Source organism: Streptococcus sp. VTCC 12886 (genome assembly GCF_049893425.1).
GTDB classification, from domain to species: Bacteria; Bacillota; Bacilli; order Lactobacillales; family Streptococcaceae; genus Streptococcus; species Streptococcus suis_AA.
Genome location: NZ_JBMVJB010000005.1, coordinates 39,171 through 57,564 on the forward strand (window position 1 = coordinate 39,171; position 18,394 = coordinate 57,564).

Consider the following 18,394-nt stretch of genomic DNA (forward strand, 5'->3'; position numbering starts at 1 on the left):
TTTTCTAGGAAAGAATAGGTTATTTATGAGTATGTTTTTAGATACTGCTAAGATTAAGGTCAAGGCAGGTAAGGGAGGCGATGGGATGGTTGCCTTCCGTCGTGAAAAGTATGTACCAAATGGCGGTCCTTGGGGCGGTGACGGTGGTCATGGTGGGAATGTTATCTTTGTTGTAGATGAAGGCTTGCGTACCCTAATGGACTTCCGTTATAACCGTCGCTTTAAGGCTGACGATGGCGAAAAAGGGATGACCAAGGGCATGCATGGTCGTGGTGCGGAAGATTTAATTGTTCGTGTACCGCAAGGAACAACTGTGCGTGATGCTGATACAGGAAAAATTATTACAGACTTGGTTGAGAATGGGCAGGAATTCGTTATTGCCCACGGTGGTCGTGGTGGTCGAGGAAATATTCGTTTTGCGACACCTAAGAACCCAGCACCAGAGATCTCTGAAAATGGGGAACCTGGTGAGGAGCGGAACCTTGAATTGGAATTAAAAGTCCTTGCTGATGTTGGTCTAGTTGGTTTTCCATCTGTCGGGAAGTCAACTCTCCTCAGTGTGATTACAGCAGCTAAACCTAAGATAGGTGCCTACCATTTTACAACCATTGTTCCCAACTTAGGAATGGTGCGGACCAAGTCCGGCGAATCATTTGCAGTGGCAGATTTACCTGGTTTGATTGAAGGTGCTAGTCAAGGTGTTGGATTGGGAACGCAATTCCTGCGTCACATCGAGCGGACACGTGTTATCTTGCATGTTTTGGATATGTCCGCTAGTGAAGGTCGTGATCCTTATGATGACTATGTGGCCATCAACAATGAGTTGGAAACTTATAATCTTCGTTTAATGGAGCGCCCTCAAATTATTGTTGCCAATAAGATGGACATGCCAGAGGCAAAGGAACATCTGGAAGAGTTCAAGAAAAAATTAGCAGCCAACTATGATGAGTTTGAAGAATTGCCACAGATTTTCCCAATTTCTGGTATTGCTCATCAAGGTCTGGAAAATCTACTAGAAGCAACAGCAGAATTACTTGAAAAAACACCAGAGTTCCTGCTTTATGATGAAGATGACTTTCAAGAGGAAGAAGCATATTATGGCTTTCATCCTGATGAACCAGAATTTGAGATCAGTCGTGCAGATGATGCAAGTTGGATTCTATCTGGTGACAAGTTGGAAAAACTCTTTACAATGACCAACTTCGATCGCGATGAGTCAGTCATGAAATTTGCTCGCCAGTTACGTGGCATGGGTGTTGATGAAGCTCTTCGAGCGCGTGGAGCCAAGGATGGGGATATCGTCCGTATTGGCAAATTTGAATTTGAGTTTGTGGACTGATACAGTCTGGGGATAGACTGTATCAGCTGGTCGCCTTGAAATACGAAAGCGACCATGTCTGGGGGACAGTTTTAACCCGAGCCTAAAAATTCAAAAGCGAGGAAGCCAGGGATTTTTTCAGCCCGAGCCCGAAAATTCGAAAGCGAGGTAAGCAGTTTGACTGGGAGTTAATTTGCTAGTCAAACTACGCCAAGTCCTAGGGGAACTTGGCTAGCTACCTTACTAATTTTGTTCCGTTAGGGACGGTTGATTGTGAATAAGTAATAATAAATTGGAGGTCTTTATGGGTGATAAGCCGATATCCTTCAAGGATAAAAATGGGAATTTTGTTTCGGCAGCCGATGTTTGGAATGCTGAAAAATTAGAAGAACTTTTTAACAAGCTCAATCCCAATCGCAAGCTACGATTGGAACGCGAGCGTTTAGCTAAAGAGCAAGAAAAGAGTAGTTAGATAGTTTTATCTTTCCGAAAAATGGTCCATTGGACCATTTTTTTGTTAGATTTTGATATACTAGACATAGTATATTCAGGAAAGAATGAGAACGAAAGATGGAATTGGTCTATACAGATATTCGAAATCCTCTGACGCAGTATTTAACGGATACCGCAGCAGAATTTGCTAAGGAAGGTAAGCGAGTTTTTTACATTGCTCCAAACTCTCTATCCTTTGAGATGGAGCGCAAGGTCTTGGAATACCTGCCTGAACAGGCAACTTTTGATATTATCGTGACCCGTTTTGGGCAATTGGCCCGCTATTTGATGATTGATAGGAAAGAAGCAGGTCAACCGCTGGATGATGTTGGTCTGGCTATGATTTTCTTTCGTGTTCTATCGCAATTTGATGATGACGACTTGAAAGTCTATGGTCGTTTACAGACAGATTTTGGTTTTATTAACCAGCTAGTTGCTTTATACAAAGAATTGCAACGGGCAAATATGTCTATTCTGGACTTGGAAGCCATGGAGTCACCAGATAAACAGGCTGATTTGGTAAAGATTTTTCTGGCTGTAACTGACATTTTGTCCAAAGAAGGCTTTGAGCATCAGTCTAAGTTAGCACAGCTGACTAGCTTGGTGGAAACTGGTCAGTTGGATGAGCAGTTGAAGAACATTGTGCTGGTGGTAGACGGATTTTCTCGTTTTTCGGCAGAAGAAGAAGCTTTAGTAAGTGCTTTAAATGAACGGGTGTCGGAAATCCTGATTGGTGTATATGCCAGCAAGAAAGCTGTGCAAGCAGCCTATGCGGAAGGGAACGTTTATCAAGCCAACGTTGACTTTTTACGTCATTTATCAGCGCAGTTCCAGACTAAGGCTACTTATATTGGTCAAGAGCCAGTCTTGGACAGTATCGGTAAATTTTCAAAGAATATGGAAGCCTATTATGACTACAGCGGGACCATGCTTGACTTGACTCCAGCAGACCAAGAAAAAATCCAACTCTGGGAGGTTGTTAACCAAAAAGAAGAGGTGGAGCAAGTTGCGACTGCAATTCGTCAGCATGTGCATCAAGGTGCTCGCTATAAAGACATCTTGTTGCTCTTGGGTGATGTAGATAGCTATAAGTTGCAGATTGGCAAGATTTTTGACAAGTATGATATTCCTTACTATTTTGGCAAGGCAGAGGAGATGAGTCATCATCCGTTGGTCCATTTTGTGGAGTCCTTGGAACGCTTACGTCGCTATCGTTTCCGTGCGGAAGACCTGCTCAATCTCCTCAAATCTGGTTTGTACGCCAGCATCTCCCAAAAGGAGCTGGACCTATTTGAGTCTTACATCCTCTTTGCGGATATGAAGGGGCAGGCTGCTTTTTCGAGGGCTTTTTCGGTCAATGGCAGAGCAGACTATGATGCTGAAGTCATCAAGGAGAAAAGGCTTGTCTATGATTTGAATGTCTTGGAACCTCTACGTGCTAAGATTATGGAGCCTTTGAACCAGCTGTTTAAGGCAGGTCCCCAATCAGGTGCCAGTTTGCTTGAAAAATTCATGGCCTTTTTGGAGGCAATTGAGCTTCCTAAAAATATGGAAAAAATGTCTCGAAATTTGAGTGAAGTAGAGCAAGAAAAAGAAGAGCAGGTCTGGAAAAGTTTTACCCATATTCTAGAGAATTTTTATCAGATTTTCGGAAAAGAAAAATTAAAAATGGATGATTTTCTGGCTATTTTACAGGCTGGTATGCAGGCCAGTCACTATCGTACCGTTCCTGCAACGGTTGATGTGGTCAATGTTAAATCCTATGATTTGATTGAGCCGCACACTGCAAAGTATGTTTATGCTATCGGGATGGGACAGTCTAATTTTCCAAAAGTTGCTAAGAATACCAGTCTATTGACAGAAGAAGAGATGGAAAAAGTCAATCTTGTTTCGGCTAGTTCTTCACGTTTTGATTTGGTCAGCCGAGAGAATATCAAGAAGAACCATGCTGCTATGATGTCTCTGCTTAATTCTGCGACGGAACAGTTAGTTATTTCTACTCCTCAGATTTATAACGAAGGTGAAGATAGTCTCTCCCCTTATATTAAAATTCTCCAAAAAATGGGGCTGAAATCCGAAGAACGTGGTCGGATTAAAAGACTTAGTCCGCAAGACATCGGTCACTACAAGAGTCTCTTATCCCGATTGATTGAGTCGGAAAGACCATCTCTTGATAATGAAGAATGGGAAGGGCAGACGGCCTTCTGGACAGTCTTGGTTCGCCATTTGAAGAAGAAATTGGAGTCGCAAGGCATTGAAATTCCGGCCATTACTGGCGAAATTACTTCTAAACAACTTTCAAATGAAACCTTGGCTGCTTTATATCCAGAGGATAAGCCGCTCAATCTTTCAGCATCCAGCTTGACCAATTTCTACAATAACCAATATCTTTACTTTGTCCGTAATGTTCTTCGCCTGCGGGAACAGGAATCCATCCATCCGACTGCCTTTCAGCATGGTTTGTTCTTGCATCGGATTTTTGAACGAGTGGTCATGGACCAATCTGAGCTAGATTTTGATCAAAAAGTGGACAAGGCCATCCTGCGTACGCGTGACGAGGCAGAATTTGCTATGTTTTATAACCAGGATGCGGATGCTCGCTATACGGAGGAGGTGCTGGATAGGATTGCTCGCTCCAGTGCGACTATTTTGCGGGATAATGATTTGGTTGAAATTGATGGTCAGGAAAAGAGTTTCCGTCAGGATAAGGCGTTAGTTTTTGACCTTCAAAATGGCAAGAGTGTGCATGTAAATGGTACCATTGACCGCTTGGATACCTTGCAAATCAATCAGGCTGTCGGTGTTGTGGATTACAAGTCCAGTGACCAAAGCTTTTCAATCGGTGATTTTTACAATGGTCTCAAACCTCAGTTGGTGACCTACTTGGCAGCTTTACAAGAGCTGGATGAAACCAAGGATAAACCTGTTTTTGGAGCTATGTATTTGCATTTGCAGGATCCGATTATTAAATTAAAAGACACGAAGAATTTAGAACAGCTAGAAGTAGCTGCCAATACGAGCTTGGTTTACAAGGGACTTTTCTTGAAGGAGGAAAGTCTGGGTCTCAATCATTTTTATCAGACTCGTAACCAACTCTATACGGAAGATGAGTTTGTAGTTTTATTGAACCACAACCAAAAACTCTACAAACAAGCTGCCATGGACATCCTGGATGGTCGCTTTGCTATTAACCCTTATACCAAAGATGGGCGTTCGGTGGCAGGTGAGCAGCTGAAGGCAATCACTGGTTTTGAGGCGGATCGGCACATGGGAATGGCGCGGCGGATGGTCAAAGAGGCCAAGCGTCAAGATTGGATGGAACGAATGAAAGGAGGTCAGGACTAATGGCTTTTGAAGAATTTTTAAGTGCTGAAGAAATCAAGGCTATGCAGGTGGCGGAAGCCAATTCTGATAAGCAACAAAAACGCACACCTGAGCAGATTGAAGCCATCTACACACACGGTCAGAATGTTCTGGTCTCTGCATCGGCTGGGTCAGGAAAGACCTTCGTCATGGTTCAACGGATTTTGGATAAGTTGAAGCGTGGCGTCGGGATTGACCAGCTCTTTATCTCGACCTTTACAGTCAAAGCGGCTGGTGAATTGAAGGAGCGGATCGAAAAAAATCTCAATGAAACCATTGCGAAGACGACGGATATGGAATTGCGACGGCATTTGTCTGCCCAGTTGGCGGATTTGACCAAGGCGGATATTGGGACCATGGACTCCTTTACGCAGAAATTGGTGACAACCTATGGTTATAGCCTTGGTATTTCTCCGCAGTTTCGGATTTTACAGGATGAGACAGAAAAAGCGAGTCTGAAAAAAGAGGTTTTCGATCAGCTCTTTGCAGATTATCTTGAACAGGATGAAAATGGGGCATTCCGCAAACTGGTTCGCAATTTTTCAGGCAACCGTAAGGATAACAGTGGTTTTCGTCAGGTTGTTTATCAGGTGCATGATTTTAGCCAATCGACGAGCAGTCCAACTAAATGGCTGAAAGAGCAAGCTGTTCAAGCTGATTTGTATAGTCAAGAGCGTATTGAGCAGATGTTAGAGCAGGGCTTTAAGGAAAAAGTTTTAGAGAAGCTCTATCAAGCTGCGGATTTCTTCCGCTACCATGTGGAATGGGGCAGAAATGACTTTGGTTCTGCCAAGTATTTTTCAAGTGTTGAAGATGTAATCGAATTGTTAACCGGTATAGACCAACTGGAATCCAAGCAGTTGATGGAGCGGGTTGAAAGAATCCTTCTCATCAATGATCAGTCCAGAGGCAAGGGCCTGACCAATGCCAATCGACCAAAAGATGAGCATTTGATAGCCTTTAAAGAAGAATACAATGCTGGCAAGAGTCAGATTATCTCAGGACTACGAGATTTGGGTCAGGAAGTTTATGAATTGACCCTGCTGAAAGATTATCAGGATCAAGCTGTGCCCTTGCTGATATTATTACGTGACTTTGTCTTGGATTTTTCGCAGGCTTACCTGAATGTAAAAATCAAGGAAGCAGCCTTTGAATTTGGCGATATTGGGCATTTCGCTATTCGTATTTTAGAAGAAAATGCGGACATCCGCCAATTTTTCCAAGAAAAATACCACGAAGTCATGGTAGACGAGTACCAGGATAACAACCATAGCCAAGAGCGAATGCTGGACCTGCTGTCTAACGGTCACAACCGCTTTATGGTGGGCGACATTAAGCAATCCATCTATCGATTCCGTCAGGCGGATCCAATGATTTTCCAAGAGAAATTTGAACTGTATCAGGCAAATCCTCAGGCTGGAAAATTGATTTTGCTCAAGGAAAACTTCCGTAGTCAGATTGAGGTCTTGGAGGCAACAAATGCTATTTTCACGCGCCTGATGGACCGCCAAGTAGGGGAAATCAAGTATGATGACACCCACAGTCTAGTAGCAGGTAGTCCAGGTCAAAAAATTGCCCAGCCAAAGCATGAGATGGAATACTTCATTTACGACCAGCAGGAAAGCGCAAATTCTTCAATAGATGCTGAGGAGGAAACACCTCTGACTGCTGGTGAAATTGAGGTCGTTGCAAAAGAGATTATTCGTCTTCACAATGAAGAAGGAGCAGACTTCAAGGACATCACTCTATTGGTGCAAAAACGGACGCAAAATGACCTCATTATGTCCATTTTTGAAAAACATGGGATTCCTATTGTGGCAGATGGCGGAGCAGCCTCCTATCTGCAATCTTTAGAAGTCATGATCATGCTGGATACCTTGCGAGTTATCAATAACCCACTCAATGACTATGCCCTCGTTGCCTTACTTAAATCGCCTATGTTCCGATTTGATGAGGATGAGCTGACACGTATTTCCTTGCAGACTGGGACAGGATTCTTCTATCAAAAAATTGAAGTAGCCCAGCAAGAAAGTGGGCAACATCCTGAACTTATATCAAGAGAGTTGAAGAAGAAAATCACGGATTTCTTGTCTATTTTGGAAAACTGGCGTGCCTATGCCAAGCTGCATTCTATTTATGACTTGATCTGGAAGATTTTCAATGAAAAATTCTATTATGACTATGTCGGTGCTCTCCCAAATGGCAGCAAGCGTCAGACCAATCTATATGCACTAGGTCTGCGTGCCAACCAGTTTGAAAAAACAGGCTACAAGGGCTTGTCTCGCTTCATCGCCATGATTGACCGTGCCTTAGCAAATGACAAGGACTTGGCAGATGTACAAGAGTTTCTACCGCAAAATGCTGTACAGCTTATGACGATTCACAAGTCAAAAGGTTTGGAGTTTAAATATGTCTTCCTCATGAACATCGATAAGCGATTCAACTTGGAAGACCATTATCAGTCAGTCATCATCAGCCGGAAAAATGGTCTAGGCATTCAATATTTAGCGGATATGAAAGATAAGGTAAATAGCCCATTACCCCAGGTTCGAGTCTTAATGAACACCCTTCCTTATCAAAATAATCTCCAAGAGCTAAAAATTGCCAATCTTTCAGAACAAATGCGGTTGCTTTATGTTGCACTAACGCGTGCCGAGAAGAAGCTGTATCTGGTTGGAAAGGGCAATGCTGACAAGTTAGCTGAAAAATACGATGGTAAGAAGGAAGATGGCGTTCTCGCCCTATCAAATCGTGAAAGTATGGCGACCTTCCAAGACTGGATTCTAGCCATTGATGAGGCCTTCTCAGGAGAAGACTTGCACTTCAAGAAAGTCTTTGTAACGGATGAGGATTTGACGGAGGAGAAGATTGGTAAACTGAAATTGAAGAATAAGCTAGAAGATGCCAGCCTTAAAGATATTCGTCAATCAGAAGACATCGCCCAGGCCTTGGACCAGTTGTCTTCTGTCCAAGAGTTGAACGAACGCTATAAGGCTGCTATAGAATTACCAAGTTTACGGACTCCAAGTCAAATCAAGAAACTCTATGAGCCTGTCTTGGAACAAGAAGGCATGGAAGTCATGGAAAAATACCAGCCAAAACGGACCTTCAACTTACCAGATTTCTCCAAGAAACCAAAAATCACTGGAGCCCAAGTCGGTTCTGCAGTCCATGAACTCATGCAACGTTTGGATTTGTCTTGGTTGGTGACAGAAGATACGGTAAGAGAAGCTCTAGAAACTGTTCATGCTGAGCAAGCGATTAAAGATAAAATCAATCTTCAAATGATTTTGGATTTCTTTGATACAGACTTAGGAAGAGAAATTCTAGCAAATACGGACAAACTTCACCGAGAAGCTCCATTTGCAAGTTTGCAGACAGATTCTTTGTCACAGGAACAATTTGTCCTTCGTGGGATTATCGATGGCTACCTGCTATATGATGATCATATTGTACTCTTTGATTACAAGACAGACAAATATGACCAACCAAGCCAACTCAGCCAACGTTACCAAGCTCAAATGCAACTCTATGCCGAGGCATTGAAAAAAGCCTACAAGATAAATCGTGTAGACTGCCATTTGATTTTGCTTGGTGGGGAGAAGATTGAAGTGGTAGAGGTCAATTTGAAGGGTAAGTCTTCATTATTGTAGGTACTGGATAGAGAATAGGAGATCATATGTCACGTAAACAATTGGTTACACTTACGAATATGTGTATGATAGAGGATCAGGATGAAAATGTAGTAGTTCAGATTCGAGATCCTAAACGGTATAGTTGGTCTGGCGTAGCATTTCCAGGTGGACATATTGAAGAAGGTGAGAATTTCTCTGACTCTGTTATACGTGAGGTTTTTGAAGAGACTGGCTTGACGATTTCAAATCCCCGCTTGGTTGGTACTAAGCACTGGCCTGACAAAGAAGGACATCGCTATATTGTCTTTCTTTATAAGGCTACAGAGTTTTCAGGAACTATCCACTCAACAGAAGAGGGAGAAGTTCGATGGGTTAAGAAATCCGAACTGAGTCAATTGGAATTAGCCTATGATTTGCTTGAAATCGTAAAAGTCATGGATGACCCAACCTTATCTGAATTCTTTTACACCAAGAAGGACCAAACTGGGGAATGGGACCGGAATTTTAGGTGAGGGTTATGAACCGCTTCGAAAACGTTTTCGATTCTTGAATGTAGAATACTAATACTCAATGGAATTCAAAATCCGACTTGCTCCAAAGGTTCGGGGAACCTTTGCAGGTTGGAAATAGGCGAACGTAGTTCGTTTCGCTCTGATGAAAATAGAACTCTGTTCCTTTTAAATTTCAAGGAAACAGGCTGTCAAGTTCCGCTGGAGCTTGACACTCATCATGAAAAGTCAACAAGGTCTGATTTTGATTTTCGAAGAGTGTAAAAAAACAGATTGAGTTTTCCTTGTGATACCCAATCTGTTTTTGATTTCTTGAGGAGATGAATTAAAGGAGTTTTTGACGTTCCTTTTCCAAGTAACGATATCTGTAAACTGCAAAGTGTTCAATAAGACGTTAAGCAAATCTGCCGAGTACGATGAATATTATAATTGCAAATAATTGTGTTAAAGTGGTTTGTAAGAAAAATTTCATCACAATGAAAATGACTACAAAACCCAAAACCCACCACCAAAGAGTCTGTAAAGGAGTATAAGGTTCATTTTCATCAAAATCTTATTTGAAATATGTATACTAGAAACAGTTAGATTCCCTAAGACAAAGAGAAAATAGGACACAAACGGATTAAAAAAAGTGAATATAGGAAAAAATTACTTAAAATTGTTAAAGTGAGTAACCATAAGAAAGTTGGCACTTTTAAGATGAAGTATTTCATTCCATTACCTCCCGAAATTAGTATATTAAACATTAAACAGGGAGACAAGTATTTATGTGTTTTTATCGGCCAGAAGTATTTTCAGTAGCTCCGCTAGTCACTTCTGCACTGGAAGTAGTAGTTGAACTTGTTTCACTGCTTGTTCCTGTTGTGGAGGAATCGGTAGGAGAGGAGGAGACTTCTGATGTTGCTGTTGAGCTACTTGTAGTTGTTTGAGTAGTCTCATCTGCTGTTGATGTAGATGAGTTGGTTGAAGAACTACTGGTCGTTCCTTCTTGATTAGAACTTTGTATATCAGTATTAGAAGGCACTTGTAGAGTTGAGCTGCTTGTATTTGACACTGATTGAGCAGATGATTTGGAGCTAAAGGTGTAAATCGTAATGCATGCAGTGATAATCCCTAAAATGGATCCAATAAAGGTCAGAACCTTTTGGAAATGGGAAAGTCCAGCGACTTTTCTTGTATTTTCTTTTTTTGAACGTGTATTCATGGTATACCTCCGAACCTAGTGTATGAAATGAAGTTTAAATCTAACTTAAAGAGTGGAAACAAGATGTGAAACGTGATAAAATAGGACCATTGCAAACAAAGGAATGAAAATAATGATCTATTTCGATAACGCAGCCACAACACAGACTCAGCCAGAAGTTATTAAAACGTACACGGAAGTTGCTACGAAAATTTGGGGAAATCCCTCCAGCCTGCACAACCTTGGCACACAGGCGACACGAATCCTAGAAGCATCCCGTAGGCAAATAGCAGAGCTATTGGGGAAAGAAAGCAAGGAAATCTTTTTTACTTCAGGCGGTACAGAAGGTGATAACTGGGTCATTAAAGGTGTCGCATTTGAGAAAGCACATCTGGGTAAGCACATCATCGTTTCAGCTATCGAGCATCCAGCGGTAAAAGAGTCAGCACTTTGGCTCAAAACACAAGGTTTTGAGGTGGATTTGGCTCCGGTCAATACCCAAGGTTTTGTTGATGTTTCAGCTTTGGAGACTTTGATTCGTCCAGATACCACACTGGTTTCTGTCATGGCCGTCAACAATGAAATTGGTGCCATTCAGCCGATTCAGGAAATTTCACATCTTCTAGCTGATAAACCCACCATCTCCTTCCATGTGGACGCTGTGCAGGCTATCGGCAAGATGCCAATGGAACAGTATCTGACAGACCGAGTTGATTTTGCTAGTTTTTCAGGTCACAAATTCCATTCTGTAAGAGGTGTAGGGTTCGTCTATATCAAAGCAGGTAAGAAAATCGCTCCGCTATTGACAGGCGGAGGTCAGGAAAGCGATAAGCGCTCAACTACGGAAAATGTAGCTGGTATTGCCGCGACAGCTAAGGCGCTCCGCTTGACCCTGGACAAGGCAGCAGATAGCCAGAAGCAACTGGCAGCTATGAAGCAGATTCTGGTGGATGAATTGAGCAAGTATCAAGATGTGACGGTCTTTTCTGGAATTGAAAACTTTGTACCTAGTATATTGACCTTTGGAATTAAGAATATTCGTGGTGAAGTCATTGTTCATGCTTTTGAGGACCATCAGATTTATATTTCAACTACATCTGCCTGCTCGTCTAAGGCAGGGAAACCTGCGGGTACACTAATTGCCATGGGTGTTCCGCAGAAGTTGGCACAAACTGCAGTCCGTGTCAGCTTGGATGGTGACAACGATATGGGTCAAATCGAACAATTTCTCACGATTTTTAAACAAATTTATCACAATACACAGAAAGTAAGGTAGAATGAATTATTCAGAAATTATGATTCGCTATGGCGAATTGTCAACCAAAGGGAAAAACAAGATGCGGTTTGTCAACAAACTCCGCAACAATATCAAGCACGTCCTTTCTGTTTACCCAGAAGTGACGGTTTATTTTGATCGTGACCGTGGTCATGTCTATTTGAATGGGGCGGATTATCAGGAAGTTTCAGCATCTTTGAAAAAGATTTTTGGTATCCAAAATTTTGCGCCATCTTATAAGATTGAAAAGTCTGTTCCAGCTTTGAAAGAAGCGGTTCAAGACATCATGAAAAACATTTATAAGGACGGTATGACGTTTAAGATTGCTGCGCGTCGTAGTGACCACAATTTTGAATTGGACAGCCGTGATCTAAACCAAGTCCTTGGAGATGCGGTTTGCACAGCTATTCCAAATGTGCAGGTGCAAATGAAGTCACCAGATATTACTTTGCGAGTGGAGATTCGTCCTGACGCTGCTTACATTTCCCATGAAGAAATCAAGGGAGCAGGTGGTCTGCCAGTTGGAACATCTGGAAAAGGAACGCTTATGTTATCAGGGGGAATTGATTCGCCTGTTGCGGGCTATTTGGCTCTCAAACGTGGGGTTGAAATCGAAGCCCTCCACTTTGCTAGCCCGCCTTATACGAGTCCAGGTGCACTTAAGAAAGCCCATGATTTGACTCGAAAATTAACTGCCTTTGGTGGTAATATCACCTTTATCGAAGTGCCGTTTACAGAAATTCAGGAAGAAATCAAGGAAAAGGCACCTGAAGCATATTTGATGACCTTGACACGTCGTTTCATGATGCGGATTACAGACCGAGTTCGTGAAGAACGTGGTGCCATGGTTATTATCAATGGTGAAAGTCTAGGACAAGTGGCAAGTCAGACCTTGGAATCCATGCAGGCCATCAATGCTGTGACCAATACACCTGTTATTCGTCCAGTCGTTACCATGGACAAGTTGGAAATCATTGATATTGCGCAAGAAATTGATACCTTTGATATTTCCATTCAGCCATTTGAGGATTGCTGTACCATCTTTGCCCCTGACCGTCCAAAAACTAATCCTAAAATCAAGAATGTCGAGCAATACGAAGCACGTATGGATGTAGAAGGATTGGTAGAACGTGCTGTTGCAGGAATTATTGTGACAGAGATTACTCCAAAAGTGGAAGCGAAAGATGAGATTGACAATTTAATCGAAGATTTACTGTAAACTGTTGATGAAGTTTAATGCCTGACACTGTTGGGAAAGAATAGACAGCTTTAGAAAGAAATTCATTCAGCGCATCAAATGAAGGTTAGTTTTGACATGTTTTGATGCGTTTTTTAATTATTTGACTTAGGTGTCGTTACCTTTATAACCTAACGTTCGGAAAAAATCGAATTTTTGTGGTATAATTGACTTTCGAAAAAGATAAGAAGGAGTTTTTATGAAAAAAGGAGCCCTAACAGGTTTACTACTGTTTGGTATGTTTTTTGGTGCAGGAAATTTGATATTTCCTCCAGCGCTCGGTATTTTGTCTGGTGAACATTTCTGGCCAGCCATTTTAGGATTTGTTGTATCTGGTGTCGGTATTGCCGTGATTGCTTTGATTGTAGGAACACTTAACCCTAAAGGGTACGTGCATGAGATCTCACGTAAGATTTCACCCTTGTTTGCTACTGTTTATCTTGTTGCTTTGTACTTGGCAATTGGACCATTTTTTGCAATTCCACGTACAGCTACAACGTCATTTGAGGTTGGAATTGCTCCATTGTTGGGCGATGCGAATCTGGGTCCATGGTTGTTTGGTTTTACAGCTTTTTACTTTGTGGCAGCTTATCTGATTGCCCTCAATCCATCTCAGATTTTAAACAGTATCGGACGTATTTTAACGCCTGTTTTTGCGATTTTGATTGTGATTTTAGTGGTGCTAGGTGTTGTTAAATATGGTTCTACTAATCCACTTCCTGCAGCCGATGCTTACTCAGCTGGACAGGCATTTGGTACAGGATTTATTGAAGGATACAACACCCTTGATGCCCTTGCCGCAATTGCTTTTAGCGTTGTAGCGGTTAATACCTTAAAACAACTTGGTTTCTCCAGCAAGAAAGAATATGTTTCAACTATATGGTCTGTTGGCTTTGTTGTAGCCTTAGCATTCTCAGCACTATATGTCGGTTTGGCTTTCCTAGGTAATCATTTCCCAGTGCCTGCTGATGTTTTGGCTTCCGATACCAACAAGGGTGTTTACATTCTTTCGCAAGCAACACAGGCTATTTTTGGACCAGGTGCACAAATTTTCTTAGCTGTTATGGTTATCGTTACTTGCTTTACGACGACGGCTGGCTTGATTGTTTCTTCAGGTGAATTTTTCGCTGAGCGTTTTCCATGTTTTGGCTACAAAGTATATGCGACTATCTTTACTTTGATTGGCTTTGGGATTTCCAACCTCGGTTTGAACAATATCATCACCTTCTCTGTTCCAGTTCTTTTGGTTCTCTATCCAATTACTATCTGTATTGTCTTGATTACCATTGTTAACAAATTTGTACCGCTTTCGACCTATGGTATGCAATTAACTGTGGGACTAGTGGCAGCTTTGTCATTGGTAGAAGTTTTAGCGAGACAATTCAACTGGACTGCTGTTTCAAAAATCATCTCAGCTCTGCCATTGGCTGGACAATCACTAACTTGGTTATTACCAGCTCTTGTCGGAATCGTCCTCTCTCTATTCTTACCAAACAAGCAGGAGAGCGAAGTTTTTGAAATGTAAGAAAAGTGATACAGAACACTTGCATTTGCAGGTGTTTTTGTTATAATAGGACTGTTGACTATGTATGCACATTTCCTGTGCAACCGCACGAATGCCGTTGCTCTGCAAAAATTAAGCTCTAACGTCGTTGTCTTAACTTGGTGAAACTAAGTTCTACCTGCGACGACACGAACTATGTTCGTTACATTTCCAACCTTCAATAGTCTATCCTTAGACTATTGAAGCTAGTCTGAACTTAATTTTTATTGAGCAAGATAAAGTGGTTCGACCCACGGTACTAGGCGAGTCTTCACATCTAATTCGGGCAAGACCCAAAAATCATAGGAGGTGCATAATGAGCACATACGCAATCATTAAAACTGGCGGCAAACAAGTTAAAGTTGAAGTCGGTCAAGCTATCTACGTTGAAAAATTGAACGTTGAAGCAGGTCAAGAAGTTACTTTCGAAGAAGTAGTTCTTGTTGGTGGTGAGAAAACTGTTGTGGGTACTCCACTTGTAGCAGGCGCTACTGTTGTTGGTACTGTTGAAAAACAAGGTAAACAGAAAAAAGTTGTTGCCTTCAAGTACAAACCTAAAAAAGGTAGCCACCGCAAACAAGGTCACCGTCAACCTTACACAAAAGTTGTTATCAACGCTATCAACGCTTAAGGCGTAGCTTGAAGCAATCATTACAGAAATTCGGAGGAATAACATATGTTAAACTTGAATCTTGCTAACTTGCAATTTATGGCCCACAAAAAAGGTGGAGGTTCAACGTCAAACGGTCGTGACTCACAAGCGAAACGCCTTGGTGCGAAAGCTGCTGACGGCCAAACTGTATCAGGTGGTTCAATCCTTTACCGCCAACGTGGTACAAAAATCTACCCAGGAGCTAACGTAGGACGTGGTGGAGATGATACTCTTTACGCTAAAGTAGAAGGCGTTGTACGCTTCGAACGTAAAGGTCGCGATAAGAAACAGGTATCTGTTTACCCAATCGCAAAATAAGGTCTAGAAACCTTATATTACAAGGCTTTCCGAGTTTTCGGAAGGCCTATTTTTTTGATTTGATACTCACCGTGATACCCATATTTCAAAAACCAATGTAGGAAGCGAACTTGTCGGCAATTTCATTCTTTGCTTTTTGAGTAACATGAGCGTAGATGTCCATGGTTGTTTGGATGTTTTCGTGTCCGAATCTTTCTTGATAGTAGCACCAGCTTCAAACAAAAGGGAGCAGTGGGTGTGTCTAAATCCATGTGGGGTAATTCTTTTGAAGTCTGGATATTTTCTCCAAACATTTGAAAATCAATCTTTTGATTGTTATTTTTTTAATGATTAGAAAAAGATACTATACAACTTTGGACTGATGATTGTTGAAATGTGTATTTTAACCCTTGGTCTTTCATCTCTTTATAGGTTGGTATAGAAGTGACGCTTTATGGTGTAATTTGAAGTCTCCCAAAATCTACATATTTCTGGTATAATAGAAAAAGTAGTATAAAAGAGGATTTTACGATGAATATTCAACAATTACGATACGTAGTAGCTATTGCTAATAGTGGAACGTTTCGAGAAGCAGCGGAAAAGATGTATGTTTCTCAGCCAAGTTTATCCATTTCTATTAAAGATTTGGAAACAGAGCTTGGTTTTCAAATCTTTAGTCGAACCAGTTCTGGCACCTTTTTAACGCAAAAAGGGATGGATTTTTATGAAAAAGCTCAAAATTTGGTAAAAGGTTTTGATCAGTTTGAACATCTTTACTTGCAACCTGAAGAAGGTGAGAAAACTTTTTCTATTTCTAGTCAACACTATGACTTTTTGCCTCCATTGATTACCGAGTTTTCTAGGCAACATCCACAATATCCTCATTTTCGTATTTTTGAATCAACCACAGCACAAATTTTAGATGAGGTTGCGCAAGGATATAGTGAATTAGGTATTATCTATTTAAATGATAAAAATACTAAAGGTATCATGCAAAAGTTAGATAAACTTCATTTGCAAGCGATTGATTTATCTGATTTTCAAACACATATCTACCTTCGGGAAGATCATCCCTTGACAAATAAAGAGGAGATTGAACCAGCAGATTTGGTTGGTTTACCGACTGTTCGATTTACCCAAGAGAAGGAAGCCTATCTATATTATTCAGAAAATCTGATTGACACCTCTGACTCATCAGTAGTTTTTGACGTGACAGATCGAGCTACCTTAAATGGCATTTTAGAACGTACAGACGCTTATGCGACTGGTTCGGGTTACTTGGATGATGAGAGTGTGAATGGGATTACAGTGATACCATTTAAAGGAAAAGTTGACAATCGCATGGTCTACGTTAAACGTGCGAGTGATGAATTGAGTCAATGCGCACAGGATTTTGTGGAGACTTTGCATTCATATTTTGATAAAAAGAAGGAAGAACATGCGTAAATTTGGGTTTCCGCTCCTTGTGGCGGTTTTAATTGCTATTGATCAATATGTGAAAGCTTGGACAGTTGCGAATATTGAGTTAGATTCAGTAAGAAAATTTTTACCTGGTTTCATGAGTTTGGCCTATTTACGCAACTATGGTGCAGCTTGGTCGATTTTGCAAAATCAACAATGGTTTTTTACGATAGTAACTATTGTTGTAATGATTGGGCTGGTTTGGTACTATATTCGACAAATAAAAGGAAGTCTATGGACATTATTCAGTCTTTCTTTGATGATGGCTGGAGCTTTGGGTAACTTTATTGACCGTGTTCGTTTGGGGTATGTTGTTGATATGTTTCACCTGGATTTTATAAATTTTCCGATTTTTAATGTCGCTGATATGTGCTTGTCGGTTGGTGTTGGATTGTTATTTATATGTATATTGAAAGAAGAGTATGATGAAAATAAAGGTTGAAACAGGCGGTGTTCGTCTGGATAAGGCATTGTCAGAATTGACAGAGCTATCTCGTTCGGTGGCAAATGACCAAATCAAGGCTGGTCAGGTATTGGTCAATGGTCAAGTAAAGAAGGCAAAATATACTGTACAAGAAGGGGATATCATTACCTATCAAGTACCAGAAATTGAAGAAATTGATTATGTCGCTGAAGATATTCCTTTAGATATTGTTTATCAAGATGAAGATGTTGCTGTTGTCAACAAACCTCAAGGAATGGTTGTGCACCCTTCAGCTGGACATACTTCCGGGACCTTAGTTAATGCTCTTCTATACCATGTCAAAGACTTGTCTGGCATCAACGGTGTCCTTCGTCCTGGGATTGTTCATCGAATCGATAAGGATACCTCAGGTTTATTAATGATTGCTAAAAATGATGAGGCCCATACAAAACTTGCAGCTGAATTGAAAGATAAAAAATCCCTTCGCAAGTATTGGGCCATTGTACATGGAAACCTTCCAAATGATCGTGGAGTCATTGAAGCTCCTATTGGTCGTTCTGAAAAGGATCGTAAGAAACAGGCTGTGACGGCAAAAGGGAAAAAAGCGGTCACGAGATTTCAAGTATTGGAACGATTTGATGACTATACCTTAGTTGAATTAACATTAGAAACAGGTAGAACCCACCAAATTCGGGTTCACATGGCTTATATTGGTCATCCAGTTGCTGGGGACGAAGTTTATGGTCCGCGAAAAACTTTAAAAGGAAATGGCCAATTTCTCCATGCCAGAACTCTTGGATTCACTCATCCTAGAACTGGAGAGGTAGTTGCTTTTACAGCAGAAGCGCCAGCTATTTTTCAGGATACACTAGAATATCTCCGCCGAACTGCTAAAGGCCAAGGGGCTCTAGAACAGACCATTCTCTGAAAAAATAGTGAAAATTTCAGTTTGGTGAATGGTTTTGGTCTACTTGCTCATTTTTTTAAAAAGATGATAGACTAGT

The 18,394-nt window shown here is 41.2% G+C and carries 14 protein-coding genes and 1 pseudogene; 13 read left to right on the forward strand and 2 right to left on the reverse strand.

The features are described from left to right. Positions 1 to 25 precede the first annotated feature (25 nt). The 5 genes from obgE to ACPC57_RS02630 all read left to right on the forward strand — a co-directional run bounded on the left by obgE (position 26) and on the right by ACPC57_RS02630 (position 9,320). Positions 26 to 1,339 carry a GTPase ObgE gene (obgE, locus tag ACPC57_RS02610; protein ID WP_174846018.1) on the forward strand — a complete coding sequence of 438 codons (1,314 nt, stop codon included), beginning with the start codon at positions 26 to 28 and terminating at the stop codon, positions 1,337 to 1,339. 283 nt (positions 1,340 to 1,622) lie between these two features. After that, positions 1,623 to 1,790 (forward strand): hypothetical protein, encoded by a 168-nt coding sequence (locus ACPC57_RS02615; RefSeq protein WP_024392259.1) that lies wholly within the window; start codon positions 1,623 to 1,625, stop codon positions 1,788 to 1,790. Between the two features lie 98 nt (positions 1,791 to 1,888). Then, positions 1,889 to 5,155 (forward strand): ATP-dependent nuclease subunit B, encoded by a 3,267-nt coding sequence (rexB, locus tag ACPC57_RS02620; protein ID WP_434066251.1) that lies wholly within the window; start codon positions 1,889 to 1,891, stop codon positions 5,153 to 5,155. Further along, positions 5,155 to 8,826: a helicase-exonuclease AddAB subunit AddA gene (addA, locus tag ACPC57_RS02625; protein ID WP_434066252.1), complete on the forward strand. Its 3,672-nt coding sequence runs from the start codon at positions 5,155 to 5,157 to the stop codon at positions 8,824 to 8,826. Before rexB ends, addA begins: the two co-directional genes overlap by 1 nt. Before the next feature lie 26 nt (positions 8,827 to 8,852). Then, positions 8,853 to 9,320 carry an 8-oxo-dGTP diphosphatase gene (locus tag ACPC57_RS02630; protein ID WP_434066253.1) on the forward strand — a complete coding sequence of 156 codons (468 nt, stop codon included), beginning with the start codon at positions 8,853 to 8,855 and terminating at the stop codon, positions 9,318 to 9,320. Between the two features lie 772 nt (positions 9,321 to 10,092). Here the strand turns inward: ACPC57_RS02630 and ACPC57_RS02635 are convergent. Then, positions 10,093 to 10,521 carry a DUF6556 family protein gene (locus ACPC57_RS02635; protein WP_434066254.1) on the reverse strand — a complete coding sequence of 143 codons (429 nt, stop codon included), beginning with the start codon at positions 10,519 to 10,521 and terminating at the stop codon, positions 10,093 to 10,095. Positions 10,522 to 10,633: 112 nt separating this feature from the next. Here ACPC57_RS02635 and ACPC57_RS02640 point away from each other — a divergent pair, with 112 nt between their 5' ends. The 5 genes from ACPC57_RS02640 to rpmA all read left to right on the forward strand — a co-directional run bounded on the left by ACPC57_RS02640 (position 10,634) and on the right by rpmA (position 15,526). Then, positions 10,634 to 11,776, forward strand: coding sequence for a cysteine desulfurase family protein (locus ACPC57_RS02640; RefSeq protein ID WP_434066255.1), 1,143 nt, complete (start codon positions 10,634 to 10,636; stop codon positions 11,774 to 11,776). A gap of 1 nt (position 11,777) precedes the next feature. Next, complete coding sequence (gene thiI, locus ACPC57_RS02645; protein WP_130554778.1) at positions 11,778 to 12,995, forward strand: tRNA uracil 4-sulfurtransferase ThiI; 1,218 nt, start codon at positions 11,778 to 11,780, stop codon at positions 12,993 to 12,995. A gap of 217 nt (positions 12,996 to 13,212) precedes the next feature. Beyond that, the gene (gene brnQ, locus ACPC57_RS02650) at positions 13,213 to 14,538 is read left to right on the forward strand and encodes a branched-chain amino acid transport system II carrier protein (protein ID WP_434064943.1); all 1,326 of its coding nucleotides are present in this window, start codon (positions 13,213 to 13,215) and stop codon (positions 14,536 to 14,538) included. A 334-nt stretch (positions 14,539 to 14,872) separates the two neighbouring features. Beyond that, on the forward strand, positions 14,873 to 15,187 hold the full coding sequence (gene rplU, locus ACPC57_RS02655; protein ID WP_216806759.1) for a 50S ribosomal protein L21: 315 nt from the start codon (positions 14,873 to 14,875) through the stop codon (positions 15,185 to 15,187). Positions 15,188 to 15,232: 45 nt separating this feature from the next. Beyond that, positions 15,233 to 15,526 carry a 50S ribosomal protein L27 gene (rpmA, locus tag ACPC57_RS02660; protein ID WP_009909754.1) on the forward strand — a complete coding sequence of 98 codons (294 nt, stop codon included), beginning with the start codon at positions 15,233 to 15,235 and terminating at the stop codon, positions 15,524 to 15,526. A gap of 85 nt (positions 15,527 to 15,611) precedes the next feature. On the opposite strand, the pseudogene ACPC57_RS02665 reads toward rpmA, so the two are convergent. Beyond that, positions 15,612 to 15,811, reverse strand: a pseudogene (locus ACPC57_RS02665) (tyrosine-type recombinase/integrase); the annotation flags it as partial. 225 nt (positions 15,812 to 16,036) lie between these two features. Here ACPC57_RS02665 and ACPC57_RS02670 point away from each other — a divergent pair. Genes ACPC57_RS02670 through ACPC57_RS02680 form a run of 3 tightly spaced genes read left to right on the forward strand, consistent with a single transcriptional unit; the run spans position 16,037 to position 18,318 of the window. Beyond that, positions 16,037 to 16,951 carry a LysR family transcriptional regulator gene (locus ACPC57_RS02670; protein ID WP_217373839.1) on the forward strand — a complete coding sequence of 305 codons (915 nt, stop codon included), beginning with the start codon at positions 16,037 to 16,039 and terminating at the stop codon, positions 16,949 to 16,951. After that, positions 16,944 to 17,408, forward strand: a complete 465-nt coding sequence (gene lspA, locus ACPC57_RS02675) for a signal peptidase II (RefSeq protein ID WP_277843799.1) — start codon at positions 16,944 to 16,946, stop codon at positions 17,406 to 17,408. Before ACPC57_RS02670 ends, lspA begins: the two co-directional genes overlap by 8 nt. Beyond that, the gene (locus ACPC57_RS02680) at positions 17,392 to 18,318 is read left to right on the forward strand and encodes an RluA family pseudouridine synthase (RefSeq protein WP_217375162.1); all 927 of its coding nucleotides are present in this window, start codon (positions 17,392 to 17,394) and stop codon (positions 18,316 to 18,318) included. The genes lspA and ACPC57_RS02680 overlap by 17 nt, the downstream gene beginning before the upstream one ends. Positions 18,319 to 18,394 lie beyond the last annotated feature (76 nt).

Excerpts from the sequence above, each read along its gene's own strand:
- obgE (WP_174846018.1), top strand. The coding sequence starts at position 26 with ATGAGTATGTTTTTAGATACTGCTAAGATTAAGGTCAAGGCAGGTAAG.
- ACPC57_RS02615 (WP_024392259.1), top strand. The coding sequence starts at position 1,623 with ATGGGTGATAAGCCGATATCCTTCAAGGATAAAAATGGGAATTTTGTT.
- rexB (WP_434066251.1), top strand. The coding sequence starts at position 1,889 with ATGGAATTGGTCTATACAGATATTCGAAATCCTCTGACGCAGTATTTA.
- addA (WP_434066252.1), top strand. The coding sequence starts at position 5,155 with ATGGCTTTTGAAGAATTTTTAAGTGCTGAAGAAATCAAGGCTATGCAG.
- ACPC57_RS02630 (WP_434066253.1), top strand. The coding sequence starts at position 8,853 with ATGTCACGTAAACAATTGGTTACACTTACGAATATGTGTATGATAGAG.
- ACPC57_RS02635 (WP_434066254.1), bottom strand. The coding sequence starts at position 10,521 with ATGAATACACGTTCAAAAAAAGAAAATACAAGAAAAGTCGCTGGACTT.
- ACPC57_RS02640 (WP_434066255.1), top strand. The coding sequence starts at position 10,634 with ATGATCTATTTCGATAACGCAGCCACAACACAGACTCAGCCAGAAGTT.
- thiI (WP_130554778.1), top strand. The coding sequence starts at position 11,778 with ATGAATTATTCAGAAATTATGATTCGCTATGGCGAATTGTCAACCAAA.
- brnQ (WP_434064943.1), top strand. The coding sequence starts at position 13,213 with ATGAAAAAAGGAGCCCTAACAGGTTTACTACTGTTTGGTATGTTTTTT.
- rplU (WP_216806759.1), top strand. The coding sequence starts at position 14,873 with ATGAGCACATACGCAATCATTAAAACTGGCGGCAAACAAGTTAAAGTT.
- rpmA (WP_009909754.1), top strand. The coding sequence starts at position 15,233 with ATGTTAAACTTGAATCTTGCTAACTTGCAATTTATGGCCCACAAAAAA.
- ACPC57_RS02670 (WP_217373839.1), top strand. The coding sequence starts at position 16,037 with ATGAATATTCAACAATTACGATACGTAGTAGCTATTGCTAATAGTGGA.
- lspA (WP_277843799.1), top strand. The coding sequence starts at position 16,944 with ATGCGTAAATTTGGGTTTCCGCTCCTTGTGGCGGTTTTAATTGCTATT.
- ACPC57_RS02680 (WP_217375162.1), top strand. The coding sequence starts at position 17,392 with ATGAAAATAAAGGTTGAAACAGGCGGTGTTCGTCTGGATAAGGCATTG.